At 62.7% G+C, this 24,834-nt stretch carries 21 protein-coding genes and 1 tRNA gene; 17 read left to right on the top strand and 5 right to left on the bottom strand.

Going from position 1 to position 24,834, the window contains the following annotated elements; all coding sequences use genetic code 11:
* The first annotated feature begins 105 nt into the window (after nt 1–105).
* The 4 genes from H7X45_RS08695 (at nt 106) to H7X45_RS08680 (ending at nt 3,072) form a co-directional block, all read left to right on the top strand.
* Entirely contained in the window at nt 106–1,566 is a 1,461-nt protein-coding gene (locus tag H7X45_RS08695; RefSeq protein ID WP_187334513.1) for a cytochrome ubiquinol oxidase subunit I, read from the top strand.
* On the top strand, nt 1,563–2,579 hold the full coding sequence (gene cydB, locus H7X45_RS08690) for a cytochrome d ubiquinol oxidase subunit II (protein ID WP_187334512.1): 1,017 nt from the start codon (nt 1,563–1,565) through the stop codon (nt 2,577–2,579). Before H7X45_RS08695 ends, cydB begins: the two co-directional genes overlap by 4 nt.
* Nucleotides 2,576–2,719: a DUF2474 domain-containing protein gene (locus tag H7X45_RS08685; protein WP_187334511.1), complete on the top strand. Its 144-nt coding sequence runs from the start codon at nt 2,576–2,578 to the stop codon at nt 2,717–2,719. Before cydB ends, H7X45_RS08685 begins: the two co-directional genes overlap by 4 nt.
* 131 nt (nt 2,720–2,850) lie before the next feature.
* Nucleotides 2,851–3,072 carry a hypothetical protein gene (locus H7X45_RS08680; RefSeq protein ID WP_187334510.1) on the top strand — a complete coding sequence of 74 codons (222 nt, stop codon included), beginning with the start codon at nt 2,851–2,853 and terminating at the stop codon, nt 3,070–3,072.
* Nucleotides 3,073–3,084: 12 nt separating this feature from the next.
* On the opposite strand, the gene H7X45_RS08675 is transcribed toward H7X45_RS08680, so the two are convergent.
* Complete coding sequence (locus H7X45_RS08675) at nt 3,085–4,419, bottom strand: MFS transporter (protein WP_187334509.1); 1,335 nt, start codon at nt 4,417–4,419, stop codon at nt 3,085–3,087.
* Nucleotides 4,420–4,667: 248 nt separating this feature from the next.
* Here H7X45_RS08675 and H7X45_RS08670 point away from each other — a divergent pair, with 248 nt between their 5' ends.
* From H7X45_RS08670 to H7X45_RS08620, 11 genes are all read left to right on the top strand, one after another.
* Complete coding sequence (locus H7X45_RS08670; RefSeq protein ID WP_187334508.1) at nt 4,668–6,662, top strand: BCCT family transporter; 1,995 nt, start codon at nt 4,668–4,670, stop codon at nt 6,660–6,662.
* 149 nt (nt 6,663–6,811) lie between these two features.
* Nucleotides 6,812–8,524 carry an ATP-binding cassette domain-containing protein gene (locus tag H7X45_RS08665; RefSeq protein ID WP_187334507.1) on the top strand — a complete coding sequence of 571 codons (1,713 nt, stop codon included), beginning with the start codon at nt 6,812–6,814 and terminating at the stop codon, nt 8,522–8,524.
* Nucleotides 8,508–9,650, top strand: a complete 1,143-nt coding sequence (locus H7X45_RS08660; protein WP_187334506.1) for an HlyD family secretion protein — start codon at nt 8,508–8,510, stop codon at nt 9,648–9,650. Before H7X45_RS08665 ends, H7X45_RS08660 begins: the two co-directional genes overlap by 17 nt.
* A 9-nt stretch (nt 9,651–9,659) precedes the next feature.
* On the top strand, nt 9,660–11,141 hold the full coding sequence (locus H7X45_RS08655) for a TolC family protein (protein WP_187334505.1): 1,482 nt from the start codon (nt 9,660–9,662) through the stop codon (nt 11,139–11,141).
* 203 nt (nt 11,142–11,344) lie between these two features.
* Nucleotides 11,345–11,824 (top strand): hypothetical protein, encoded by a 480-nt coding sequence (locus H7X45_RS08650; RefSeq protein ID WP_187334504.1) that lies wholly within the window; start codon nt 11,345–11,347, stop codon nt 11,822–11,824.
* Nucleotides 11,825–12,046: 222 nt separating this feature from the next.
* Nucleotides 12,047–12,457, top strand: a complete 411-nt coding sequence (gene sdhC / locus H7X45_RS08645; protein ID WP_187334503.1) for a succinate dehydrogenase, cytochrome b556 subunit — start codon at nt 12,047–12,049, stop codon at nt 12,455–12,457.
* Nucleotides 12,454–12,978 (top strand): succinate dehydrogenase, hydrophobic membrane anchor protein, encoded by a 525-nt coding sequence (gene sdhD / locus H7X45_RS08640; RefSeq protein WP_187334502.1) that lies wholly within the window; start codon nt 12,454–12,456, stop codon nt 12,976–12,978. The genes sdhC and sdhD overlap by 4 nt, the downstream gene beginning before the upstream one ends.
* Nucleotide 12,979: 1 nt before the next feature.
* Nucleotides 12,980–14,788, top strand: a complete 1,809-nt coding sequence (gene sdhA, locus H7X45_RS08635) for a succinate dehydrogenase flavoprotein subunit (RefSeq protein WP_187334501.1) — start codon at nt 12,980–12,982, stop codon at nt 14,786–14,788.
* A gap of 31 nt (nt 14,789–14,819) precedes the next feature.
* Entirely contained in the window at nt 14,820–15,599 is a 780-nt protein-coding gene (locus H7X45_RS08630; RefSeq protein ID WP_187334500.1) for a succinate dehydrogenase iron-sulfur subunit, read from the top strand.
* On the top strand, nt 15,592–16,917 hold the full coding sequence (locus tag H7X45_RS08625; protein WP_214645481.1) for an NAD(P)/FAD-dependent oxidoreductase: 1,326 nt from the start codon (nt 15,592–15,594) through the stop codon (nt 16,915–16,917). Before H7X45_RS08630 ends, H7X45_RS08625 begins: the two co-directional genes overlap by 8 nt.
* On the top strand, nt 16,895–18,568 hold the full coding sequence (locus H7X45_RS08620) for an NAD-dependent malic enzyme (protein WP_187334499.1): 1,674 nt from the start codon (nt 16,895–16,897) through the stop codon (nt 18,566–18,568). The genes H7X45_RS08625 and H7X45_RS08620 overlap by 23 nt, the downstream gene beginning before the upstream one ends.
* A 202-nt stretch (nt 18,569–18,770) precedes the next feature.
* Here H7X45_RS08620 and H7X45_RS08615 read toward each other — a convergent pair whose 3' ends face one another.
* Nucleotides 18,771–19,070: a CHAT domain-containing protein gene (locus H7X45_RS08615; protein WP_187334498.1), complete on the bottom strand. Its 300-nt coding sequence runs from the start codon at nt 19,068–19,070 to the stop codon at nt 18,771–18,773.
* Nucleotides 19,071–19,330: 260 nt separating this feature from the next.
* Here H7X45_RS08615 and H7X45_RS08610 point away from each other — a divergent pair, with 260 nt between their 5' ends.
* Entirely contained in the window at nt 19,331–19,645 is a 315-nt protein-coding gene (locus tag H7X45_RS08610; RefSeq protein WP_187334497.1) for a hypothetical protein, read from the top strand.
* A 382-nt stretch (nt 19,646–20,027) separates the two neighbouring features.
* Here H7X45_RS08610 and H7X45_RS08605 read toward each other — a convergent pair.
* A tRNA-Thr gene (locus H7X45_RS08605) sits at nt 20,028–20,103 on the bottom strand.
* 211 nt (nt 20,104–20,314) lie between these two features.
* Here H7X45_RS08605 and H7X45_RS08600 point away from each other — a divergent pair.
* Nucleotides 20,315–21,640: a PAS domain-containing protein gene (locus tag H7X45_RS08600; RefSeq protein ID WP_246449408.1), complete on the top strand. Its 1,326-nt coding sequence runs from the start codon at nt 20,315–20,317 to the stop codon at nt 21,638–21,640.
* Nucleotides 21,641–21,658: 18 nt separating this feature from the next.
* Here H7X45_RS08600 and H7X45_RS08595 read toward each other — a convergent pair whose 3' ends face one another.
* The gene (locus H7X45_RS08595; RefSeq protein WP_425498191.1) at nt 21,659–23,446 is read right to left on the bottom strand and encodes an SLC13 family permease; all 1,788 of its coding nucleotides are present in this window, start codon (nt 23,444–23,446) and stop codon (nt 21,659–21,661) included.
* 301 nt (nt 23,447–23,747) lie between these two features.
* Complete coding sequence (gene aroC, locus H7X45_RS08590) at nt 23,748–24,812, bottom strand: chorismate synthase (RefSeq protein ID WP_187334495.1); 1,065 nt, start codon at nt 24,810–24,812, stop codon at nt 23,748–23,750.
* Between the last annotated feature and the right edge of the window lie 22 nt (nt 24,813–24,834).

The following is a 24,834-nucleotide window of genomic DNA, read 5'->3' as shown; positions in this document are numbered from 1 at the left end:
AGCTTTTCCACCCTCGGGGGGGTAGATGATCGAACCGTTCCCCTTTAGACGGGCTGGGTCGGGAGGGCCGGACCCAATACCGGTCGCCAACGGGGACGAACCGAGATGTTCGACAATGCCGACGCGCTGATATTGGCGCGCATCCAGTTCGCCTTCACGGTGAGCTTTCACTTCATCTTCCCGGCCTTTTCCATTGGACTCGCCAGCTATTTGGCGGTGCTGGAAGGCCTGTGGCTGAAGACGGGCAAAAGTCTCTATAAAGACCTGTTCAAATATTGGCTGAAAATCTTCGCGGTGGCCTTTGCCATGGGCGTCGTCTCCGGCATCGTCATGAGTTATCAGTTCGGCACCAACTGGTCGGTGTTCTCGGACAGGACGGGGCCGATCCTGGGGCCTCTGATGGCCTATGAAGTGCTTACGGCTTTCTTTCTGGAGGCCGGTTTCCTTGGCGTCATGCTCTTCGGTATGAACCGTGTGGGCAAGACGCTGCACTTTACCGCCACCTTGATGGTCGCCGCCGGCACGGCCGTCTCCGCCTTCTGGATTCTCAGCGTCAACAGCTGGATGCAGACGCCGGTGGGCTATGAACTGAGCGGAAACGGCCAGTTTCTGCCGGGCGACAGCTGGTGGCCGATCATTTTCAATCCCAGCTTTCCCTATCGCTTGGTTCACACCGTGATCGCGGCTTATCTGACGACGGCGCTGGTGGTGGGCGGTGTCGGCGCCTGGCACCTTCTGAAGGACAAGACGGACGCCCACGCACGCAAAATGTTCTCGATGGCGATGTGGATGGCCGCGTTGGTGGCACCCGTTCAGATTTTCGCAGGGGACGCGCACGGAATCAATACGCTGGAGCATCAGCCACAAAAGGTGATGGCGATGGAGGGCCATTATGAAAGCCATCCCGATGGCGCTCCGCTTTATCTGTTCGGCATTCCCAATGAGAAGGAACAGCGGCTCGACTATGCAGTCGGCATTCCCAAGCTGAGTTCGCTGATCCTGAAGCACGATCTCGACGCGCCTTTACCAGGCCTCGACACCATTCCAGATCAGGATCAGCCGCCGGTTGGCGTCGTCTTCTGGAGCTTCCGCATCATGGTCGCCATCGGCTTTGCGATCCTGGGCCTAGGCCTTTGGAGCCTTGTCGCGCGCGTGCGCAAAAAGCTTTACGACTGGCCCTGGCTGCACCGGGCGGCGTTGGTGATGGGGCCAGCGGGCTTCGTCGCGGTGATTGCAGGCTGGGTGACGACCGAAGTCGGGCGGCAACCCTTCACGGTTTATGGGCTGCTGCGCACCGCGAATAGCGCCAGTCCGCTCGATGCGCCGGCGGTCGCAATATCGCTGGCCGCATTCGCCGCCGTCTATCTGGCGGTTTTCGGGGTGGGCACCTGGTACATCCTGCGCTTGATGAAGAGCCCGCCGCAGCCCGGTGAGCGTGGCGTCAAGCATGGCGAGAAGGGGCCGGTGAGGACGGCAGGCATCACGCCCGGACCGGTGCAGGGAGAAAATGTGCAGCCCGGCGGACCAAAAGGACGCGGCATGGCGGACCGGGAGATGGCGGAATGAGCGCGCTCTACAATTTCGATCTGGCCACCGCCTGGGCGTTCATCATCGCCTTTGCCGTATTCATGTATGTCGTGATGGACGGGTTTGATCTGGGCATCGGCATTCTGTTTCCCACTATCACCGTGGGCAAGGAACGGGACGCGGCGATGAACAGCATCGCGCCGGTCTGGGACGGGAACGAGACCTGGCTGGTGCTGGGCGGCGGCGGCCTCTTCGCGGCCTTTCCGCTGGCTTATGCCGTGGTGCTGCCGGCCACCTATCCGCTGATCATCATCATGCTGCTCGGCCTGGTGTTTCGCGGCGTTGCCTTTGAATTTCGCTGGCGTGACGAACGGCACCAGACCTTTTGGGATTTCGCCTTTTTCGGTGGATCGCTGGCCGCCGCGATGGCGCAGGGCATGATCCTCGGCGCGCTGTTGCAGGGCGTGGAGGTTGATGGGCGTGCCTATGCAGGCAGCTGGTTCGACTGGCTGACGCCCTACACACTGCTCACCGGCCTCGGCACGGTGGCGGGTTATGCGCTGCTCGGCAGCACATGGCTAATCATCAAGGCGCAAGGGCGCGCGCTCGACCATGCCTACAGGATGGCAAAGCCTGCCTTCTTCGTCACGTTGGGCCTTATGGTGGCGGTCAGCCTTTATACGCCCTTTCTCGAGGCCAACTATTATTCGCGCTGGTTCACTTATCCGAATGTTCTCTTCGCAGCGCAGGTGCCGCTGCTGACGGGAATCATCGTCTTTGCGCTGCTGCGCGCCTTGGTGAAGCGGCGGACCCATCAGCCGTTCCTGCTTTCGCTGGCGCTGTTCCTGCTCGGCATGGCCGGGCTGGGGGTGAGCATGTGGCCGCATATCGTTCCGCCCGCGATCACAATCTGGGATGCCGCCGCACCCGAAAGCAGCCAGATCTTCATGCTGGTCGGCACCGCGATCATTATGCCGGTCATCCTGATCTACACCGGTTTTGCCTATTGGGTGTTTCGCGGCAAGACCGGTGAGGAAGGCTATCACTCATGAAGCTGGATCCGCTGGACGGCGCGGATGAGGCGGAGGCGCTGCCCTTGTGGCGGCGGGTCGGCTGGATGGCGGCGATCTGGGGGATCAGCGTAGCAACGCTTGGCGTCGTGGCATTCCTGATCCGCGCCTGGATCGCCTGAAGCAGTCTGCCTTCGCCGGCGCGCCGCGAGCCGCCAAGGTTAACGGCCTTTTCTGTCCCCGGATTGGACAGCGCGGCGTTAACGACGATTGATGGTGGATCAAAATCCTAACAAACCGTTAACGTGGGACCATGAAACGCGCCCTCGTTCTGACATCCGAAGCTGCCGGCCACCCATTCCGGCGCACCTTGAAACCGCATATCCTGCGGGTGCCGCAACCCGATCAGTTGCCGGACGCGCGGGCATCCGATCCGCGCAATCCGGACAAAGGGTGGTGGCGACAGGAAGACACGCATCTGTTCGCGATCAGTTTCGCGGCGTTCTTTACCGCGATTTACGGGTTTATCGCTTAAAGGCGGGCCTGCCTAAAGCATCGGCCCATCGGCCTCTCGCAAAATGATATCGCGGCTGGCCATGTGCAGCCGGTGCGCGAGCCAAGCAGAAACCAGGCACATCGCGGCGCTGAAAAGCAGCTGTTCGGTGATCGGAATGCCGGCCGCGCTCATGCCCAGCGTGATCACCGATCCCCCCACCATCGCGCCCGAATTCACCAGATTGTTGGCAGCGACCGCCCGTGCCGTCTGGCTCTTCGGCACGGTGGTGGTGAGAAACGCATAGAGCGGCACCACGAACATGCCGCCCGCGATCGCAACGCCCAGCAGCGCCACCACCACGCCCCAGCTGTCCGGGTGCGCCAGGAAGGCGGGGATATCGTACAGCGTGCCGGACCGGCTGACCTGCCAGCCGTGGCAGATGAAATAGAACAGCGCGACGAAGCCGCCCATCACCAGGACACAGATCGGCGCCCAGCGCGCCGACACCTGGCCTTTTAGGAGCCGGTTGATCGCCACCGAACCGATTGCAATGCCGACCGAAAAGACCGCCAGGAACAGGCTCGCCACCGTCTTGTCGCCGGTCAGCACGTTCTTCACCAAAGGCGGGAACTGAATGAACAGCACGGTGCCGATCGTCCAGAAGAAGCTGATCGCCACTACGGCAAGCCACACGGCTGGCGTCTCGCGCACCAGCAAGACAAGGTCGCGCGAGGCCGTCCATATGTTGAAATCGATCTGCTGGATGTCGCCCGCTTCGGGCGGGGCGGACGGGACCTGCCGACCGGTAAGATAGCCGATCACCGCAATACCGATTACCGCCGCGGCGGCGACCTCCACCGGAATGATGCCTGCGACAATGGTGCCGATCAGGATCGCGATATAGGTGCCCGCCTCCACAAGGCCGGTTCCGCCCAGCACCTCCTCATGCTGCAGATGCTGCGGCAGGATGGCGTATTTGATCGGGCCGAAAAAGGTGGAATGGACGCCCATGGCGAACAGCGCGATCAGCAGCAGCGGGATCGCCAGCAGATGCACCGCTATGTCGGCCCAGGCGAGCAGCAGTCCGGTGCCGCCCACCACCATGATCGCGATCTCGCAAGCCTTGATGATGCGGATCAGCCGCGCCTTGTCACGCGTATCGGCAAACTGGCCGGAAATGGCCGAAAACAGAAAGAAAGGCAGCACGAACACGCCCGTCGCCACCGCGCTGAACAGCGTTTCGCTCTCCGGATCGCTGAACACGCCATAGACGACGAACAGCACCATCGCGGTCTTGTACAGATTGTCGTTGAATGCGCCGAGGCTCTGCGTTGCGAACAATGGCAGAAAACGTCGCTTGTTCAGCAGATGGAAAGAGGCCTGCATCGCTGCCGAGCCCTAGCGGCAGCAATGCGGATGGGGAAGGCAAAAAGGTGAAGGGGCACCTGGCAGCATGGTGGACAGCTCGCTACGGCGAGTTAGCGCTGCGGGAACGATGAGCGGAGCGAAAATGGCGGTGAAGTGGGCGCTGCGGTTGCATCGGCGCGCGCGGAATGCTCTTAGAAGCCCGCCCCCAGCCCCGTCCGGTGATTTTCGCCGGTTCATGACGCTACGAAACAGCCGGAAGAACATCGATGAACGATCCTGTTTTGAAAGAACCGGCCGAATCCGGGGAGAATTTCCGGATCAAGATCAATGCGCCGGTGTTCCTCACCTCGGCCGTGTTGATCCTCGCCTTCGCGCTGTTCGGTGCGCTCTTTCCGGAGCGTTCGAAACAGATATTCGACGCGCTGCAGGCTGGCATCGTGGCCGATTTCGGCTGGTTCTACATCCTCACCGTGGCCGGTTTCCTGGTGTTCGTGCTGTTCCTGATGCTCAGCCGTTATGGCGATGTGAAGCTGGGGCCGGACGATAGCGAGCCGGAATATAGCTATCTGTCCTGGTTCGCGATGCTGTTCAGCGCAGGGATGGGCATCGGCCTCATCTTCTTCGGGGTGGCCGAGCCGATCCAGCATTATGCCAATCCGCCGGTGGGTGAGGGCGGCACGATCCAGGCCGCGCGCGATGCGATGGTGCTGACATTCTTTCATTGGGGGCTGCATGCCTGGGCGATCTACATCGTCGTCGGCCTGGCACTCGCTTATTTCGCCTTCCGGCGGGGTCTGCCGCTCACGATCCGCAGCGCGCTCTATCCGCTGATCGGGGATCGCATCAACGGGCCGATCGGCCATGCGATCGATATCTTTGCGGTGCTGGGCACCATGTTCGGCGTCGCCACCTCGCTTGGCCTCGGCGTGCTGCAGGTGAACGCAGGCTTCAACTATCTCATCGGCCTGCCGGTATCCGTGCCGGTTCAGATCGGTCTGATTGCGGCGATCGCCGGTATGGCGACGCTTTCGGTCGTGATGGGATTGGACAAGGGCGTGAAGCGCCTGTCCGAACTCAACATCATCCTTGCCGGCCTATTGTTGGCCTTCGTGCTGATCACCGGGCCGACGATCTTCCTGTTCCAAGCCTTCGTTCAGAATGTGGGCGCCTATCTGGGCCAGGTGGTCCCGCGCACCTTCCGTATGTACGCCTATGAACCGAACCCCTGGCTCGCCAACTGGACGCTGTTCTACTGGGGTTGGTGGATCGCCTGGTCGCCTTTTGTCGGCATGTTCATCGCGCGTATCTCGCGCGGCCGCACGATCCGCCAGTTCATCGCTGGGGTGCTGCTGGTGCCCGCATTGTTCACGTTCTTGTGGATGACGGTATTCGGCAACAGCGCCATCGCGATGGACCTTTCCGGCATCGCGCCGATCGCGGCCACGGTGAAGAACAATCTGCCGGTCGCGCTGTTCGAGGTGCTGGGGCAATTGCCGCTCGCCAGCCTGGCTTCGGGCCTCGCCACGCTGCTCGTGATCACTTTCTTCGTGACGTCTGCGGATTCGGGCGCGCTGGTAATCGACATGATCACCTCCGGCGCTGCCGAGAACCCGCCGGTCTGGCAGCGCGTCTTCTGGGCATGCTGCGCCGGGGCGGTCGCTGCGGTGCTGCTGGTGGCAGGCGGACTGCAGGCGCTGCAAACCGCCGCGATCACGAGCGCGCTGCCCTTCTCCGTGGTGATGGTGTTCATCTGCTACGGCCTGCTGCGTGCGTTGCAGACGGAGACACGCGGCTCGGCCATGGACCTTGCCATTACCGGGGTGCCAGCCGGCGCGCGCAGCCCGGTCAGCTGGCAGTCGCGTTTGTCCGCAATTACCCGCCATCATGACAAGCCGGAAGTGTCCGCCTTCCTGCGCGAGACGGCCAAGCCGGCATTGCAAGCCATTGCGGGCCAATTCGACGGCAGCGGACTTTCGCCGGAAATCAGCGAAGATGAGGATGTGATCGATCTGAAGATCGAACATGGCGAACGCGGCACTTTCCGCTACGCCATTCGTGCCCGCGGTTTTCGTGCGCCAAGCTTCGCCTGGGCCGAAACGCGCAAAACCAAGGATGGCGAGCGCACGCATTATCGTGCGATGGCGCATTCTTCCGAAGGCGATCAACCGCATGACGTAACCGGGTTCAGCAGCGATCAGTTGATCAACGATCTGCTCAATCGCTACGCTCACTTCCGCCAGAGCCGCCGCCTCGGTCCGTGAGCGATCAGACCAATTGCATGTTATTTCGGAGCTGCTCTAACTTCTGAGAACCCCGCTTTTGCGCGCCTTTCACGACGATTGGGGTAGATCGTGAAAAGGCTTGTTGGTAGGCCACGCCCATCTCAAGTCAGATTCACGGGAAATCCTTGATGAAGCGGTCGGAAGCGGGCGTTACTCAGTTTCTGCAATGGTTCGGTACGATTATCGGACCCGATTCCCGCTATGTCTGGATGGCCGTGATCTACGGTGTGGGCATTTCCCTGCTGTGGCTGGCAACGCCGATCTCGGTGCAGCTGCTGATCAATTCCGTCGCCGCCATCGATGTCGCGACGCCGCTGATCACCCTGTCGCTGATGCTCCTCCTGATGCTGACGGTGCTGGCGCTTCTCAGTGCCTTCCGGCTGTATGTGATCGCCCTGTTGGAGCGACGCATCTACACACGGATCGTTGCCGAGATTACGCTGCGCACCGTCCACGCCCGCGATCCGCATTTCTACGATTCGCGGCGCGGCGATCTGTTCAATCGCTATTTCGATATGATCATGGTGCAGAAGTCGCTGCCCAGCCTTCTGATCGGCCTGTTCGCGATCCTGTTGCAGGGCGGTGTCGGACTGGTCGTAACCAGTTTCTACCATCCTTATGTTTTCCTGTTCAACGTGATCCTGGTCCTCGTGCTGGCGATCATCTGGCGGGTATGGGTCAAGGACGCGATCTTCACGGCCGTTCAACAGAGCGAGGCGAAGCACCAGACCGCGCACTGGATCCAGTCGCTGGCGGAATCGAGCGGTTTCTTCAAATCCAGCCGCCATCTCCACCACGCCATCAATCGCTCGGAAGCGCTCAGCGCCAATTGGGTGGACAAGCATCGGCGTCACTTCCGGCAGTCGTTCGGGCAGAGCATTGCCTTTTTCGTCGCGTTCGCTCTCTCCAATGCGGGTTTCCTCGCGCTGGGCGGTGCGCTGATCATTGCCGGGCAGCTTTCGCTGGGGCAGCTGGTGGCGGCCGAGCTGATCCTGTCGAGCGTGTTCTACGGCATCGCGCAGGTCACGATCTATCTGCCCACTCTGTATGAGTTCGCCGCCAATCTGGAGGAAACGACCCGTTTCTGGGATGTCGAACAGGAAGATCCCGGCGGCAAGAAGCGGCGTCCGGACAGCGGCGCGCTTGTGCTGCGCAATGTCAGCACCAGTGGCCATCGTTTCGACTTCGAGGTTGGCGCGGGCGAGCAGCTCGCGGTGGTGGCAGGGGCGGACGAGCGCCGTGCCCTGACGCAGCTGCTGAAGCGACAGGAGCGCCCACAGCGCGGCATGCTGTTGATCGGCGGTCACGATGTCGGCGATTTCGGGCTGTATGAGCTGCGCTCGGAAGTCATGATCTGCGACCGCGCGGAAATGGTCGAGATGTCGGTGCGCGATTATCTCGATCTCGCTGCGGAGGAGACCGATCGGCAGACCGAGGGTGAGGATCGCCGCGCCGTCATATACGACAGCATCGACCGTGTCGGCCTGACGCAGCGGATCGAAACCCTGGAAGATGGGCTGGACACCATCCTGTCCAACAGCGGATGGCCCTTCACCGTGGGCGAAGTCATGGCGCTGAAGCTGGCGGCGGCGCTGATTTCCAGGCCGCGCCTGCTCGTCATGTCTCCGCTCTACGATCTGCTGCCCCCGGCGCGCGTGACGGCGGCGCTGGCCGAGCTGAAGAAGGGAGGCACCACCGTGCTGCAATTCACCCGGCGGCCCACCGATCTGGACCGGGATGCCCTGCTCTGGCTGGGTGGGACCGAACAGCGGCGCTTTGCCTCGATGGAGACGTTCGAGCGCGATATGGGAACGGAGACCGGCTATGTCCTCTCTGCCTGAACACTCCGCAGGCCAGCCGGGTTTCGCGCCGAGCTTTTCGGAAAAGCAGCGGACGGCGCGCAGTGATGCGAGCCTGCCGGGCCGCTACGATCATTTCCATACGCTCCAGACCATCAAGACACCGCGGATTGCGCGCTTCTTCGTGATCAGCACCATCATCGGTATCCTGCTTGTCACGGCGGTTCTGTTTTTTGCGCCATGGGTACAGACCGCCGCTGGTCCGGGTGAGATCGTCGCGTTGAACCCTGAGGATCGCCCGCAGGCGGTGACAGCGCTGGTTCCGGGCCGCGTGGAGAAGTGGTTCGTGCAGGACGGCGATCTCGTAAAGGCCGGCGATCCGGTTGCCCGGATCATGGACAACGACCCCAATCTGGTCGAGCGACTGCGCGCCGAACGGCTGCAGGTGCTGGCGGAGATCGATGCCGCCCAGGCCGCGCTGGCGACGGCGAATTTGAACGTCGACCGTAATCAGCAACTTTATTCCGAGGGGCTGCTTGCCCGGCGCGATTATGAAGCGTCCCAGATCACTGCCGCAGGGTATCGCAGCTCGCTCGCGGTGGCGCGGGCGAAGCTGAATCAGGTGGATATTTCGCTGGACCGGCAATCCTCGCAAACGGTGTTCGCCCCCCGGTCGGGCCGCATTCAGGGAGTCAATTCAGCCACCGGATCAACCTATGTCGATGCCGGCGCACAGCTTGCCACGGTGGTGCCGCTGCGTCCTAAACGCGTGCTCGAAATGTATGCGGATGGCCGCGACATCGCTTTGATCCATCCCGGCCAGTCGGTGCGCATCGCCTTCGAAGGTTGGCCCGCAATCCAGTTCAGCGGATGGCCGACGCTGGGCGGCGGCCTGTTCGATGGGCGCGTGCGCTCGGTCGATCATTCGGCGCAGCCCAACGGCCTGTTCCGCGTGCTTGTAGAGCAGCAGCCCGGTGAACGCAGCTGGCCGAGCACCGAATATCTGCGCGTCGGCGCAAAGGCGCGCGGCTGGATTGAGATGGAAACGGTGTCGGTTGGTTACGAACTGTGGCGGCGGCTCAACGATTTCCCGCTGGAATATCCGCAAGGCCGGGTGACGCCCGCGGACAAATCCGGCCAGAACGAGCCGAGCGGCAAGGCGCTTTAGGAGCGGGCGATGCTGCTTTCGCGCTTTTCCCCGTGGCCCATGCTTACGCTACTGGCCTGCCAGGCGTTCGCATCGCCATCGGCTGCCCAGAATATCGAGCCTGTTGGCAATCCGCAGCCCGAGATTGAGGAGGCGGCACAGCCGCCGGTCGGCGATGTGCTGACGCTGCGCGAGGTGCTGCGCTCATCAGCGCGCCATGCGCCGGAGATTCTGGCGGCGGCAGCTCAGGAACGGCAGGCGGCGGGGCGTCTCCTCTCCACCCGCGGCGAATTCGATCTGCTGTTCAAGGGCGACGGTTTTTCCCGCGTGCTCGGCTATTATGACGGGGCAAAGGCCGAGGCGAAGGCCTATCAGCCGCTCACCAATAATGGTGGGCAGGTTTACGCCGGATACCGTGTCTCGCGCGGCGATTTTCCAATTTATGAAGACCAATATTTCACCAACAAGCTGGGGGAGGTCAGCGTTGGCGGGGTCTTTTCTCTGCTGCGGGATCGGCTGACCGACAGTCGCCGCACCAAATTGGCGCAGGCGGAAGCCGACGTATCGATTGCCTCGTTCGAGCGGCAGATGGTGGCCATCGGCGTGCAGCAGCGCGCGCTCGATGCCTATCTGCAATGGGTCGCCGCCGGGCAGCGCGTGCGCGTATTCCGGCAACTTCTGAACCTCGCCGAATCGCGCCAGTCTGGCATAGAGCGCGGCATCCGCCTCGGCGCGCAGCCGGCGATCCTGTCCGTCGAAAATCGGCAGAACATCGTGCAGCGCTGCTCCAATCTGGTGCGGGCAGAGCGTACCTTGGATGCCGCCGCCAACGACCTGTCCTTCTTCTGGCGCGATGCGCTGGGCCGTCCGGTCTTCCCGACGTCCGAACTGCTGCCCGATGAGTTTCCCGATCTGAAAAGCCCTCTGCCGGTTTTCGGCGGGCTGGACCGCTTGGCCCGGCCCGATCTGTCGGCGATTCTGCTGCGGATGGATAAAGCGCGTGCCGAACGGTTGCTGGCGGAGAATGATCTGCGTCCGCGGCTCGATGTCGGAGTCGATGTTTCCAAGGATCTGGGGGCGGAAGGCCTTGGCGGGCCAAGCCGTACCCCGCTGGAAACCAAGGTCGGCGTTACCTTTTCCATGCCGCTGCAGCGCCGCGATGCGCAGGGACGCAGCATCGCCGCTTCGGCCAAGATCGACGAATTGCAGCGCAAGCACAGCCAGCTGGAAGACGAGATCGTGGTGCGGATCAACCGGCTCGCCATCCGCGCGGATGCCGCGGAGGACCAGATCAGCCTCGCTCGTCAGGACGCAAGCCTCGCGCAGCAACTGGCCCAGGCCGAACGCCGCCGCCTGTTTTTAGGTGCCAGCGATCTGTTGACGGTGAACTTGCGCGAACAGGCGCTGCTGCAGGCGCGGATCAACCTGCTCGATGCCCGCTATGAACTCGCCGCGCTGAAAGGCGAACTCATCGCCGCCACCGCAGACCGGGAGCAGTTGGAGCTGCCGTGACGGGTGAACTGGACGCCATAATTCTTGCGATCAGTTATCGGCGCCAGAATATATCCGGCTGACATCCGCTGCCGCCCCGGCGGTGCCCTCTACCCGGCCTATGATCGATCATTTCGCGCACAGTTGGCTGGGTAGCCGGTGCAAGGCCGGACCTGGGTAGAGCAGGTTTTCTGATCGTGGGCATCACCACGATGGTTTCCACCATGACCAATATCAACGCCAATATTTTCTCAGGCTCGAACACGATCGGTTACATGGCCGACCAGAAGCGGGTCAGCCCGATATTGGCGCGGCCCTTGTTTCTGAGGCAGGGCAATCTGGCGATGGTCGCGACGGTGGGGATCGTGATCCTGATGATCCTGTCTCTGGATATCTCACAGATCGGTGATGTGGCCAGCGCGGTTTTCCTTCTCGTCCACACCTTCATCCCGCTTGGCGTTGTGCTTCATCGATTGGAAAAGACAGGGGGCAGTGCCGTGCTGCTGTGGCTTGGAGCGCTTGCAAATGGCGGCTTGCTTCTGTTTTTCCTGTGGCACCTGGCGGGCAAGCACGACACCGAGATCATCGTTTTGGTCGGAACCGTGCTGTTTGCTGCCGCCTTCATCGCCGCGAGCCGATCCTTCCTCGGCCCTGCAAACCGGCTCGACGATGATGAACCGGGTAATCGGGCTGAAATTGCATGAAACATTCGGCCGCATTCCGGCGTTTACAGGAGGTTCATCGGTGCCAAGGGCGGTCGGGTCTGCGTGGATCGGTGATGAGACTGCGACCCAGATCTCCCGGCTTGCGGCAAGACCTGGATCGCTGTTGCGGAAAGGCGCCATGATGCTGGGCACGGTCGATAACGCGCAAAATCCCCGGAGGGGTAATCCGGCCAGCCTGACGGTGCGGGAAGGCAAGGCAGCATGAGCGGCGATCGCGGGCTGAACAGCGAGCGGCCCCTGTCGCCGCATCTGGCGCACTATCGCTGGGAAATCGGCCAGTCGACGTCGATCCTGCACCGCGCCACCGGTATCGCACTGGCGGCGGGCTTGCCGGTGCTGGCCTGGTGGATCGTCGCGATGGCGGCCGGTGGCGCCGCCGCAGACTGGACCGCGCGGATTTATGCCAGCTGGCCCGCCAAGCTGCTTTTGTTCGGCTGGACCGTGGCGATCTGCTTCCACTTGCTGAACGGAATACGGCATCTTGGATGGGATAGTGGCCACGGTTTCGGCATGGCGAACACGCGCTCGACCGGCTGGGCGGCGATGATCGGCGCGGTCGCGCTGGCGCTGCTGATCTGGGTATTCGTACTGTTTGGAGGGGTGGGGGCATGACCGAACAGAAAGACGCCGACAGCACCGACGACGCTACCGATGATCCGCAAAAGGCTGATGGGGATGATGGGGGCCATGAAGAGATCAAGGTCGCCAAGACTGAGACCAATGCTGCACTCCTGACGCAGCTTTATCAGCGCGAGGCGTATCGCAAGTCCAAGGGTTATGGCGCATCGGGCACGGGCTCCCGAACTTGGCGCATGCAGCGGCTCACCGCTTTGGCTCTAATCCCGCTTGCGGTCTGGTTCGTCGTCTCTCTGCTGGTTCATATGACGGGGGCGGGGGCAGCGCCGGCGGCATGGCTGGGCTCACCGATCAATGCCGTACTGATCGCCGCGCTGCTGCTGATGGCCTTGCGCCATGCCACGATCGGTTTGCGGGTGGTGCTGGAAGATTATGTCCATACGCGCTTCCTGCTGACGACATCCATCCTGGCGCTTTACGCCGCCGCCTGGGCGACCGGGCTTGCCGCGATCGGCGGGCTCCTCGTGCTGCTTTTCAAACATATCGGAGGCGCCTGACATGGCCCGGGCCTATCAAGTGATAGAGCATGAATTCGACGTCGTGGTTCTGGGCGCGGGAGGCGCGGGATTGCGCGCCACACTGGGCATGGCATCGCAGGGGCTTTCCACCGCCTGCGTGACCAAGGTGTTTCCCACGCGCAGCCACACCGCGGCGGCGCAGGGCGGCATCGCCGCTGCGCTCGGCAATATCAAGGAAGATGACTGGCACTGGCACATGTATGATACCGTTGCCGGATCGGTCTGGCTCGGTGATCAGGACGCCATTGCCTATATGTGCCATGAGGCCATCCCGGCGGTGATCGAGCTGGAGCATATGGGCGTGCCCTTCAGCCGCACCGATGACGGGCGCATCTACCAGCGCAAATTTGGCGGGCACACCACGCATTGTGCGGAGGGCGAAATGGCCGCGCGCAGCTGCGCCGCCGCTGACCGCACGGGCCATGCCATCCTACACACGCTTTATCAGCAGTGCCTGAAGCACAAGGCCCTGTTCTTCGTCGAATATTTCGCCACCGATCTGCTGATGGACGAAGATGGCGCCTGTCGCGGCTTCATGGCGTTCAGCCTGGTCGACGGCACGGTCCACCGGTTCCTCGCCAAGCAGACCGTGCTGGCCACCGGCGGTTATGGCCGGGTGTTCGAAAGCTGCACCAGCGCGCATACCTGCACCGGCGACGGGATCGCCATGGCGCTGCGTGCCGGCATCCCCATGCAGGATGGCGAGTTTGTGCAGTTTCACCCGACAGGACTGCAGGGGCCGGGCGTGCTCATCACCGAAGGCGCGCGGGGCGAGGGCGGCTATCTGCGCAATGGCGAGGGGGACCGGTTCATGCCGAAATACGCGCCCCATGAGAAGGACCTCGCCAGCCGCGATATCGTCAGTCATGCCGAAGGCGTGGAGATGCGCGAGGGGCGCGGCTGCGGCGAAAATGGTGACTATATCGAGCTGTGCCTGATGGATCTGCCGGACGAGACCTGGGAAACCAAGCTTCCCGGCATTCTGGAGACCATCAAGACCTTCCGCGGGATCGACGCGCGCACCGATCCCGTACCCGTCGTGCCGACCGCGCATTATGCAATGGGCGGTATCCCCACCAACATCCACGGGCAGGTCATCAACCCGCGCCTTGGGGGCAAGGACGCGATCGTGCCCGGACTGATGGCGATTGGCGAGGCTGCCTGCGTGTCCGTTCACGGCGCGAACAGGCTCGGCACCAACAGCCTTCTCGATATTATCGTGTTCGGCCGTGCCGCTGCGATCAAGGCGGGTGAGATCGTGGACAAGGACGCCGATGCGCCGCCCGCGCCCAAGGCGGCGGTGGAGGCCTCGCTCGATCGGTTCGATGCGCTGCGTTACAATGAAGGCGGCGCGAATGCTGGCGAGGTGCGAGGCAAATCGCAGGCCATCATGCAGGAGCGCTTCGGCGTATTCCGCAAGGAAGACACGATGCAAAAGGGCATCGATGCGTTGGCCGATCTGGCGGGCGATGTGGACGATATCGGCTGTTCCGATCCGCACCTGGAATGGAACATGGAGCTGGTGACCGCGCATGAGGTGAAGAACCTGTACGAACAGTCGGTGGTGCTCGCCGCCAGCGCCCTCAACCGCAAGGAATCGCGCGGTGCGCATATTCGCGACGATTTTGAGGAGCGCGACGATGACGGCTGGCTCAAGCACACCGTTGCCTGGCTCGATCGGGAGGGCGGCGATGGCAAGCGGGGCGTCGATATCGATTACCGGCCCGTGACCCTCACGACGGGACGCGGAGATGCCGAACCCTTCCCGCCGACCGAGCGGAAGATCTAGGCCGTGATCATGCAGGATAAGGACCGGACCCATGGGTGAATTCCGTCTGCCGAAGAATTCGCAGGTTCTTGAAGGCAAAAGCCACCCCGCGCCGGATGATGCCAAGGATCCGCGCACGGTGCGCATCTATCGCTGGAACCGCGCACAGGGCGGCAATCCGCGCATGGACAGCTACACCATCGATCTGGCCGATACCGGCAAGATGGTTCTCGACGCGATCCTGAAGATCATTGATGAGGTAGATCCCTCCATCGCCCTGCGCCGCTCCTGCCGGGAGGGCGTGTGCGGTTCCTGCGCCATGAATATCAACGGCAAGAACGGTCTTGCCTGCCTGACCCCGATCGAGGAGCTGAGCGATGGCGACATCGAACTGACGCCGCTGCCGCACCTTCATGTCATCAAGGACCTGGTCGGCAGTCTTGAGCAGCTGTACGCGCAATATGAGCTGATCGAGCCGTGGATGAAATCCGACACCGCCGCGCCGGAGCGCGAACGGCTGCAACCGCCCGACCAGCGCCGCAAGCTGGATGGGCAGATCGAGTGCATCCTGTGCTTTTGCTGTTCCACGGCTTGCCCCAGCTACTGGTGGAATTCGGACAAATATCTTGGCCCGGCCATCCTGCTGAACGCCCATCGCTGGATCGTGGATAGCCGCGACGATCATACCGGAGATCGGCTCGACCAGCTCGACGACCCGTTCCGTCTGTATCGTTGCCATACGATCATGAACTGCACCTCGGCCTGCCCCAAGGGCCTCGATCCCTCCAAGGCGATTGCGGACATCAAGCGGAAGCTGGCCGAGCGTGACTGACCATGTGGGCTACGGCGCGGACGGCACGCCCCATCGCGTGGTCGTTGTCGGTGCGGGCTTCGGCGGCCTGAACTTCGTCGCCTCCGCCAAAATGGCCGGTCTGGAGATCACGCTGATCGACCGGCAGAATCATCATCTCTTCCAGCCGCTGCTCTACCAAGCCGCGATAACCGTGCTGCCCGTGACCGATATCGCGTGGCCGATCCGCACGCTGATGCGCGACCGCCCCGATGTGCGCGTGGTGCAGGCGGAAGTCTGCGACGTTGACTTGGAAGCGCGCGAGGTGCGCACCCACCCGGAGGGCAGCTATCCCTATGATACGCTGATTCTCTCACCCGGCAGCGTGACGAGCTATTTCGGGAATGATCAATGGGCGGCCATGGCGCCCGGCCTGAAAACGGCCAGCGACGCCATGGCGATCCGCACGCGCATTCTGGCCGCGTTCGAACAATGCGAGCGGGAGGCTTCGGGCCGCGCGCCCTGCATCTCCATCATCGGCGGCGGCCCCACCGGCGTGGAATTGGCGGGCATGATCGCGACCTTGTGCCAGAAAGAACTGAAAGACGAATTTCGCAGCTTCAATCCGTCCGACAGCACGATCGTGCTGATCGATGCGGCCGATCGGCTTCTGCCCAATCTGCCGGACGACCTTTCCGCTTATGGTGCCGCACGCCTTCGCAAGATGGGTATCCAGCTTCGCCTGGGTGAAAAGGTGACCGGTTGTCACGAAGGTGGGGTGAGCCTGGAATCGGGCAATCTGGCCTGCGATACGGTGATCTGGGCGGCGGGCACGCGCGCGGTGCCGGTGGCAAAGTGGCTCGGCGTGGAAGCGGAACGCGGCGGGCGCGTGCCTGTCTCCCGCGATCTCAGCTTGCCGGGCCATGGCGATGTCTTCGTGATCGGGGACTGCGCCGAAGTGGCCTGGAAGGATGGCAAGAGCGTTCCCGGCATTGCGCCCGCAGCCAAACAGCAGGGCGCCTACCTCGCCGGCTTGCTGCGCCACCGTTTGGGTAAGGGGCGCGATCCCGGCCCGTTCGTCTATCGTCATCAGGGCGATCTTGCGACCATCGGCCCCAATCAGGCGGCGGTCGATTTCGGCTGGATCAAGCTGACCGGCAGGCTGGCATGGTGGCTTTGGGGGCTGGCGCATATCTATTTCTTGATCGGCATGCGCAGCCGCATCGCAGTGCTGTTGCACTGGTTCTGGCTACGGCTGCTGGATCGCTCCGACGCGCGCCTGGCACTGGCCGCGCATGATGATGCGGGCGCGGTGCCCGGAGAGGACGAGGATGAGAATGACGGGCAAGACCGGAGCTGAACCGACGGGCAAGCAGGGTACTGCCCTGTTGCAGGATCCGCTGTCCAACAAAGGCACTGCCTTCAGCGAGCAGGAGCGCGACGCGCTGCGGCTGCGCGGACTGGTGCCGCCCCATGTGGAAACACTCGGCGAACAGCTTGAACGGGCACGGGCGATGGTGATGGAGGTGGACCCGCCGATCGAGCGCTATCTGAGGCTGCGCGATCTGCAGGACGATAATGAGGTGCTGTTCTACGCGCTGGTGACCGGCGATCTGCCGACCATCCTTCCGCTTATCTACACGCCTACAGTGGGTGAGGGCTGCATCGAATTCAGCCGCCATTATCAACATCCGCGCGGCCTGTTCCTGACCATTCCCGAACGGGACAAGATCGCCGGGATACTGGACGATCCGCGTTTCGACGATGTCGAAGTGATCGTGGTGAGCGATGGCGAGCGTATCCTGGGTCTGGGCGATCAGGGCGCCAACGGCATGGGCATCCCGATCGGGAAACTGTCGCTCTATACCGCGTGCGGCGGGTTCGATCCGGCCAAGACGCTGCCGATCCTGCTCGATACGGGCACCGACAATGATGATCGGCGAGACGATCCGCAATATGTCGGCTGGCGGCATGATCGCGTTCGGGGCGAGGATTATGACGCATTTCTCGATGCCTTTGTCGATGCGGTAAAGAAACGCTGGGACCATGTCCTGCTGCAGTTCGAGGATTTTGCGCAGGCGAATGCATTGCGCCTATTGGAACGCTACCGGGAGGATTTGTGCACCTTTAACGATGATGTGCAGGGCACGGCCGCGGTGGTTGCGGGCATGCTGCTCGCAGCCTCGAAGGCGGCGGACAGGCGATTGAGCGATCAGATCTTCGTCATCTACGGCGCCGGTTCCGCCGGGTGCGGGATTGGGCGCATGCTCGTCAAGCTGATGATCGACGAGGGATCAAGCGAGGATGATGCCTATAAACGGTTCTACGCCATCGATGCCGATGGATTGTTGACCGATGACAGCAATCTCAAGGCTTTCCAGAAGCCGTTCGCAAGAAAGGCGAATGAGCTGGATGATTGGAGCGTCCCGGGAGACCGGATCGACCTCGAAGCCGTGGTGGAAAACGCCAAGGCGACGGTGCTGATTGGCACATCGGGGCAAAAGGGGGCGTTCACCCGCAAGGCAGTCGAGACGATGGCGGGGCACACGGACCGCCCGATCATCATGCCGCTGTCCAACCCGACGGCGAAGAGCGAGGCCACCCCGCAGGACCTTGTGGACTGGACCGGCGGCAAGGCCCTCGTGGCAACCGGCAGTCCGTTCGACCCGGTCCGTTTTGAAGGGGGCACCTACCCGGTCGACCAGGCAAACAATGCCTATATCTTTCCGGGCGTCGGCCTGGGCGCAGTCGCTGCAAAAGCCAGCCGGGTGACCGATGCCATGTTCGTTGCGGCGGCGCGCAAGCTAAGCGAGATCGAGACGTCCAGCCGGGACGGGCCGGGCCATTTCATCCCCCGTCAGGAAAAGCTGCGCGACGTCGCCCGAGAGATTGCGCTGGCCGTCGCTCAGCAGGCCTTTGCCGACGGCGTCGCACAGATCGAACAGCCGGATGACGCGGCGCTGGCCAAGGCCATCACCAGCCGCATGTGGGAACCGCAATATCCCGAATAACTCGATGACTAGGGCTTCATGACAACAAACGGTCCCTAAATTGCTGGATGATCGGTCCGAGATATGCCGCTATCGTCCCCAATAATCGTCATTTGTGCAGAGCAATCGATCGGGATCTGCCTGCTATCACAGCGTTTACTGTCGCCACGTTCAGGAAAGCGGCGGTATCATCTCGTACAGGCCAGTGCGGGACGAGCAAGGATCACACGCCCGCGTCGTCGAACGCACGCGCGAGGCCGATCAGCGCGGGCTCTCCATAGGCACCTCCCGCGGCCATTTTGCAGCTGGACAAAATGACCCAGTCCGCGTCAAGATTGAGCTTTAAAATCTCGGAGGCGGACAGGAATCCATCGTCCGTTTGCGTGCCATCGGTTGGCGGGGTCAGCACCAGTCCCGGTTCCACCATGGCGCTGATTTCGCCGGCAACTAGCGCATAGGCTGCGAAGCTCAGAACAGGATAGGGGGAAAGGGGAAAAGTCCAACTATTTGACCACTTGCTCATTCGCTTTTGCGTCCAGCAAGAGCTGCCCGTCCTGCAATCCGAACATGCCGACCAGATCCTGCAATTCCGTCGGATGCCCATTATCTTGCCATGTGGAATTTGGGGGGCTGACCGCCGGGGCGTTATCGCAGCCGCCATGAGCCCGTTATGGTTGTGCTTTATAGAGATCGAAAATGGTCACCCGGAGCGCTGGACAACCTCGATCGATCTGCCCTGAGCCGGGCGTCACACGTCAGCTCCGGCCCTTGGGGCTCAAGACTTTGCTGATCGTGACTGCCGTCGGCCTCGCGCTTGCGGCTACTGTAGTTTCGGCTCCGGTCGAGGCTGGCCAGTTCAGCGGCCGCGGCAAGAAGCTCAAGGAGATCAAGCGCGACGCCGAGAAGGTCGAATGCGCGGCCCAAGACATCGTCGATACCGTTGAGACGGTCGATGCGGCCGCCAATGGGCGCACGCCGGCCAGCTCCAGCTCCAGGGACGTCCTTCATGTAGAAGTTTACGAGGAGCCTGTGCTGATTAGCAGAGCAGGTCCGGCGATCACCACCTGTTTGCAAAGATGCGAAAAGTCCCTCGCTTAGGAGAGTGCGAAGGCCGTTCCGCAAGCCGCGGCGAGAAGGCGCGCCCGGCCGATGCCCAGCTGATGGAGCAGACACGCCATGCGCCCGGCAAATCTGATGACGATGGCATCTCCGCTGCCTTCCTCCGTGTCCCGCCGCAATAGAGGCGCCACAGCGCGACAACGAAGATTGGCTTTCTCGAATGCGTCCGCTTTTGCAGGTGGCAGGAAGGGACAGCCGAACAACAGATGGAAATAGAGCACCGTGCTACCATCCGCCGCCCCGTAGAAGTTTACCCGTGAGAACCGAGCTTTGTCTCGGCGGAAGAAAGCGGACGGGGATTGAAACAGCGCAGGCTTTTCTCAGAAGTGTCACAACCCACGGCGTACTGCCACGGTGAAGGTGGTGCCGCTTAGGTGACTCGAACACCTGACCCCATCATTACGAATGATGTGCTCTACCAGCTGAGCTAAAGCGGCTTACCGAGGGGCGCGCATAGCGGGGGTGGGGGCGGCTGGCAAGATGTTGTGCGCAGAATTGCCGACTTGCGCTGGTCCTATCCAGAACTCTCTTAGAGAGGGGGGGGCGCCGGGCGCAGCCTTTCAAGGGTTTACACCTTCTTTACCAAAAGCGGTGCACAATCATGCCACCTGTCCTGTCCGGGGCGGGCGGAGTGCAAGGCGGGGTAAGATGGACGATCTGCGCGGTTTCGGTTCGCATGACGGCTTTCAGGGCGATGATGCGGACTATGTGAGTTACGAAGACGTCGGGCTGGATGAAGACGATGTCGGCCTGGACGCGCCGCCGCTGGTTTCCGGCGATGAGCGGCGGATGCAGGTGCGTGCGTACAATTTCTGGACCTCGTTGCTCGGCGATCGCAACTTTCCCGATATCGAGGATCTGGAACCCGCCAGCGTCCCCGAGTTCGCCGATAACGGCGTCCTCCTGGACTTCACATCGGGCATCGAAAATCCGTCGATCCAGTTCTTGGGCTCCGCGATTCGCGATGAGTGCCAGATCGAAGGCAACATCTTCTATCTCGATCAGGTGCCGCCGCGTTCGCTGCTGACGCGGATCACCGACCACTATCTTCAGATCATCGCCAACCGCGCGCCGATCGGCTTTGAGGCCGAGTTCGTGAACCAGCGCGGCCTGACGATCATGTACCGCGGTATCCTGCTGCCGTTTTCGTCCGACGATGACAGCATCGATTTCATCTACGGCGTCATCAACTGGAAGGAAGCGGCGGGCGACGACATCTCCGGAGAGCTCCAGCTCGAAGTGGAGGATGCGCTGCGCGCCGTGCGGCCGCGGCCCAAGCCGGTGCCGGTCTGGGCCGATTCGCCGAGCCGCATGGATGTGGGCGACAGCGAAGAAGAGTTCGCGCTAAACGAGGCGGCGATTGTCGTGCCAGATGCTGATGCACCGCTGGCCGACTGGCTTGCCGCCGCGCGCGAGCAGGCGGAAATCGCGCAGGGCATCGACATGCGCAGCCGCGGTGCGCTGTACGCCGCGATCGGGCTTGCCTGGGATCTCGCTTTGGCTGCCGAAGAGAAGCCGGAGGATTATGCCGCGCTGCTCGCGGACACCGGGCTGAAGCGCCAGGCGCGCGCGCCGATGACGCCGATCGTGAAACTCGTCTTCGGGGCGGATTACGACAAGACGCGGATCGCCGAATATGCCGCTGCGTTGGGGTTCGCGGAGCGGACGGGCATTGCGCGCGGAGAACTCGGGGCGGCCATCGAGGGCTATGATGGCGGGCTGAAGGCGCTGGTGCGTGACGAACGCAAGGCGCGCCGCGAGGCGAAGGCCGGGCTGGCACGCACCGTGAAGCGTGACCCGCGGGAGAAGCTTCGCAGCGCCGCGCCCAAGTCGCTCGATCAGTTTGCCGGGACCGAGGAGGAGTTTGTGCTCCTCGTTGCGCGGAAACAGGGCGACGGCAGCATGGCGATCATCGGCAATGTCGATGGCGGTGATGCGCTGACCGAAAAGGCTCTGCGCAAGACCGTGATCTGACAGGGCCGGGGCGCCCGGTTACGCCAGCCAGTCGATCGCCAGGCAGGTGGCGATGCCGACACCAATGGTGAGCGGTATGCCCGCCTTGAAGAAGTCGGTGAATTTGTAGCCGCCCGCAGCATAGACCAGCGTGTTGGTCTGATAGCCGATCGGCGTGGCGAAGCTGGCGGACGCGGCAAACATGACCGCGAAGACCAGCGGGCGCGGCTCCACGCCCAGATCGCTTGCCAGTTTGATGACGATTGGCGTGACGATGATGGCCACCGCATTGTTGGTCACCACCTCCGTCAGCACCACAGAAATGCCGTAGACGGCGAAGATGAGCGCCCAGGGCGGCACGTCGCGCAGGATCGGCGTCAGCGCGCCCACGATTAGCGATACGCTGCCGGCATTCTCCAACGCCAGACCCACTGCAAGCATGGCGAAGATGAGGACGAGCACATTGCCATCGAGCGAGCTCCAGGCCTCTTCGGCGTCGATGCAGCGGGTCAAAAGGATCACGCCCACCGCGATGATCGCCGCAATGCCGATCGACAGGATACCGAAGGCGGATAAGAGCACCACGGCGGCGAGAGCGCCGATGGCGATCGGTGCGCGGTCCCGGCGGAACTCGCGCTCCTTGGTCTCGCCTACGCCGTAGAGATTGGGATTGCTGTACATTGCCCGGATCGCCTCGTCCTCGCCGGTGACTAGGATGCGATCGACTGCATGGACGCGCGCGCCAGGCAAATCGGGGCCGGGAACTTTGCGGAAGCGCGAGATGCCAAGGATGCGCACACGCAGGTCAGACAGGAAAGGGATGTCGATCAAGCGCTGGCCGATCGAGGGATGCGTCGGTGCGATCGTGGCTTCCACCAGCCCGCGCGAACTGGCCGAAACGTTCGAATCGCCGGCGGTCAGCCCCACCTCGAACTCGCTTGATGACCGCAGCGATAGCAGCTCCGCGATGGCGCAGCGCAAGACGAGGTGGTCGTTCGCGCGCAGCACCTCGTTCTCGATGCCGGTGCGTTGGAAGCGGCCTGCGCGTTTCAGCGCGATCACCTTCACCTTGTCGCGCCGCGTCATCGGCAGATCAGACAGCAATTTGCCGACATATTCGCTATCGTGACGGATCCGCACCTCGGTCAGGAAGCCGCTTGCCTCCTGGCCGATCGTAGGGCTGTCCTCGTCCTTGTCCGGCAGGAACCAGCGGCTGATGAAAACAAGCATCAGCGCGCCGACCACGCCGGCGATCAGGCCGTAGGGCGTGATCGAAAAGATGCCGAAGCCGGGCAGGCCTGCATCCTGCGCGACCGAATCCACCAGGAGGTTGGTCGAGGTGCCGATCAGCGTGGTCGTGCCGCCCAGGATGCAGATGTAGCTGAGCGGGATCAGCAGGCGCTTGGCGCTGGTGCCCAGCGCCTGGGCCAGGCGCATGATGATGGGGATCATCACGACGACGACAGGCGTGTTGTTCATGAAGGCGGACGCGAAGAACACGCCGATCATCATCTCGAAGATGGCAAGTTGCGGGCGCTTCTTGGCGCGGGCGATGATCGCGCTGGCGATGGCGTCCATCGTGCCGGTGCGCAGCAGCGCGCCCGACAGGATGAACATCGCAGCGATGGTGATCGGCGCCTGGTTGGAGAAGACCGAGAACAGCCCCTTGTCGTCCAGAATGCCGAGGAACAGGAACAGGCAGGCGCCCAGGATCGCGACCACGGTGGCCGGGAAGCGCTCCATGACGAAGCCGACGAACATCGCCGCGAGGATGACGAGGCCGATGATGGCCTGATACTCGGCAACGAATGCGCGGAAGGCTTCGATCAGGATCATCGTTTTACCGTTAGAGCGGTTTGCGGGCGCGCACTAGGCGGATTGCGCGGGGAAGGGGCGAGACAAGCGGGAGCCGCATAGGCTTTGACGGTGAGCGGTGGGGCGGAGGCCGCTATCTTGTCGAACTTGTCGCCGATCGCGGCTTTGGCGCGAATGTCTTCGCAGCACGCGCGGCCAAGACCGGCTGACAGACAGCGGGGCGGTTCAAAGATTGCGGCTCTTATAACCGATATGGTTATCACTGGCTTGCCCTGTAGGACAGGCCTTTCGTGCCCACGCCGCCTCAGCCGCCTCAGCCGCCGCATTGGGCGCGGTGGAGCAGATATTGATCCGCCAACACCAGCGCCATCATCGCTTCCACCACGGGCACGCCGCGAATGCCGACGCAGGGATCGTGGCGCCCCTTGGTAGCGATCTGCGTGGCCTCGCCGTCCGGAGTGATGGTGTCGACCGGCGTCAAAATGGAGCTGGTGGGCTTGAACGCGATGCGCGCCGTCACCGGCTGTCCGGTGGCGATGCCGCCCGCGATGCCGCCCGCATGATTGGCGGTGAATTCCGGACCGTTAGCGCCCGGGCGCATCGGATCGGCATTCGCTTCGCCTGAAAGCCGCGCGGCCTCGAAGCCGTCGCCGATCTCCACGCCCTTCACCGCATTGATGCTCATCATTGCCGCGGCCAGCGATGCGTCGAGCTTGGCGTAGAGCGGCGCGCCCCAGCCCGCGGGCACGCCCGTCGCCTCGCAAGCGACGATGGAGCCCAGCGAGCTGCCGGATTTGCGCGCGCCGTCCACCAGCTGTTCCCAGCGCGTAGCGGCATTGGCATCGGCGGCGAAGAAAGGGTTGGCGGCGATCTGCGCAGCGTCGAAGCTTTCCGCCGCATCCCCGCCCAGCTCGGCGGTCCAAGCGGTGATGGAAACCTGCGGGATGATCTTTCGCGCTACCGCGCCCGCGGCCACGCGCATCGCCGTCTCGCGCGCCGAAGAGCGCCCGCCGCCGCGATAGTCGCGAAAGCCATATTTGGCGTCGTAGGCATAATCGGCATGGCCAGGACGATAGGCCTTGGCGACGTCCGAATAATCCTTGGAGCGCTGGTCCACATTTTCGATCATCAGGCTGATCGGCGTACCGGTGGTACGGCCCTCGAACACGCCGGAGAGAATGCGCACCTCGTCCGGCTCGCGCCGCTGCGTGGTGAAGCGCGAAGTGCCCGGCCGTCTCTTGTCGAGGAAAGGCTGGATGTCGGCTTCGCTCAAGGCGATGCCCGGAGGGCACCCGTCGACCACGCAGCCGATGGCCGGCCCATGGCTTTCGCCCCAGGTGGTGACGCGCAGCAGATGGCCGAAGCTGTTGTGGCTCATAATTTCCTTTCCCCCTCCTCTC

Origin of the sequence: Novosphingopyxis iocasae, assembly GCF_014334095.1 — a bacterium.
Classification (GTDB): domain Bacteria; phylum Pseudomonadota; class Alphaproteobacteria; order Sphingomonadales; family Sphingomonadaceae; genus Novosphingopyxis; species Novosphingopyxis iocasae.
This window is presented reverse-complemented; position numbering and strand designations above follow the sequence as displayed.

What these genes read in the sequence shown, in the direction of transcription:
- H7X45_RS08695 (WP_187334513.1), top strand. Translation starts at nt 106, where the DNA reads ATGTTCGACAATGCCGACGCGCTGATATTGGCGCGCATCCAGTTCGCC.
- cydB (WP_187334512.1), top strand. Translation starts at nt 1,563, where the DNA reads ATGAGCGCGCTCTACAATTTCGATCTGGCCACCGCCTGGGCGTTCATC.
- H7X45_RS08685 (WP_187334511.1), top strand. Translation starts at nt 2,576, where the DNA reads ATGAAGCTGGATCCGCTGGACGGCGCGGATGAGGCGGAGGCGCTGCCC.
- H7X45_RS08680 (WP_187334510.1), top strand. Translation starts at nt 2,851, where the DNA reads ATGAAACGCGCCCTCGTTCTGACATCCGAAGCTGCCGGCCACCCATTC.
- H7X45_RS08675 (WP_187334509.1), bottom strand. Translation starts at nt 4,419, where the DNA reads ATGCAGGCCTCTTTCCATCTGCTGAACAAGCGACGTTTTCTGCCATTG.
- H7X45_RS08670 (WP_187334508.1), top strand. Translation starts at nt 4,668, where the DNA reads ATGAACGATCCTGTTTTGAAAGAACCGGCCGAATCCGGGGAGAATTTC.
- H7X45_RS08665 (WP_187334507.1), top strand. Translation starts at nt 6,812, where the DNA reads ATGAAGCGGTCGGAAGCGGGCGTTACTCAGTTTCTGCAATGGTTCGGT.
- H7X45_RS08660 (WP_187334506.1), top strand. Translation starts at nt 8,508, where the DNA reads ATGTCCTCTCTGCCTGAACACTCCGCAGGCCAGCCGGGTTTCGCGCCG.
- H7X45_RS08655 (WP_187334505.1), top strand. Translation starts at nt 9,660, where the DNA reads ATGCTGCTTTCGCGCTTTTCCCCGTGGCCCATGCTTACGCTACTGGCC.
- H7X45_RS08650 (WP_187334504.1), top strand. Translation starts at nt 11,345, where the DNA reads ATGACCAATATCAACGCCAATATTTTCTCAGGCTCGAACACGATCGGT.
- sdhC (WP_187334503.1), top strand. Translation starts at nt 12,047, where the DNA reads ATGAGCGGCGATCGCGGGCTGAACAGCGAGCGGCCCCTGTCGCCGCAT.
- sdhD (WP_187334502.1), top strand. Translation starts at nt 12,454, where the DNA reads ATGACCGAACAGAAAGACGCCGACAGCACCGACGACGCTACCGATGAT.
- sdhA (WP_187334501.1), top strand. Translation starts at nt 12,980, where the DNA reads ATGGCCCGGGCCTATCAAGTGATAGAGCATGAATTCGACGTCGTGGTT.
- H7X45_RS08630 (WP_187334500.1), top strand. Translation starts at nt 14,820, where the DNA reads ATGGGTGAATTCCGTCTGCCGAAGAATTCGCAGGTTCTTGAAGGCAAA.
- H7X45_RS08620 (WP_187334499.1), top strand. Translation starts at nt 16,895, where the DNA reads ATGACGGGCAAGACCGGAGCTGAACCGACGGGCAAGCAGGGTACTGCC.
- H7X45_RS08615 (WP_187334498.1), bottom strand. Translation starts at nt 19,070, where the DNA reads ATGAGCAAGTGGTCAAATAGTTGGACTTTTCCCCTTTCCCCCTATCCT.
- H7X45_RS08600 (WP_246449408.1), top strand. Translation starts at nt 20,315, where the DNA reads ATGGACGATCTGCGCGGTTTCGGTTCGCATGACGGCTTTCAGGGCGAT.
- aroC (WP_187334495.1), bottom strand. Translation starts at nt 24,812, where the DNA reads ATGAGCCACAACAGCTTCGGCCATCTGCTGCGCGTCACCACCTGGGGC.